1 protein-coding gene is annotated in these 397 nt (G+C 70.8%); it reads right to left on the reverse strand.

Features of this window, described 5'->3' with window-relative positions:
• Positions 1–397: AMP-binding protein (locus D7X55_RS42325; RefSeq protein WP_147470554.1), on the reverse strand; the 397-nt coding region annotated here is incomplete at both ends.

Raw genomic sequence — 397 nt, forward strand, 5'->3', positions numbered from 1 at the left:
CCCGCCTCGGGGACGGCGTAGGCGACGAGTCGCTTGTCACCGGGCACGTCCTCGCGAGCCAGCACGACGGCCTGATGCACGGCAGGGTGCTTCAGCAGGCAGGACTCGATTTCACCCAGCTCGATGCGGAAGCCGCGCACCTTCACCTGGAAGTCCGCACGGCCCAGGTAGTCGAGCATCCCGTCCGCACGCCAGCGCACCACGTCGCCCGTGCGGTAGAGGCGGGCTCCGGGCGTGGAGGAGAAGGCATCCGGGATGAAGCGGTCTGCGGTCAGCTCCGGCCGGTTGAGGTAGCCGCGAGCGACGCCTTCGCCGCCGATGAAGAGCTCACCGGCGACGCCCACGGGCACCGGGCGCAGCGTGCGGTCCAGCACGTAGACGCGCACGTTGGGCAGGG

Origin of the sequence: Corallococcus sp. AB049A (assembly GCF_003668885.1) — a bacterium.
GTDB lineage: Bacteria > Myxococcota > Myxococcia > Myxococcales > Myxococcaceae > Corallococcus > Corallococcus interemptor.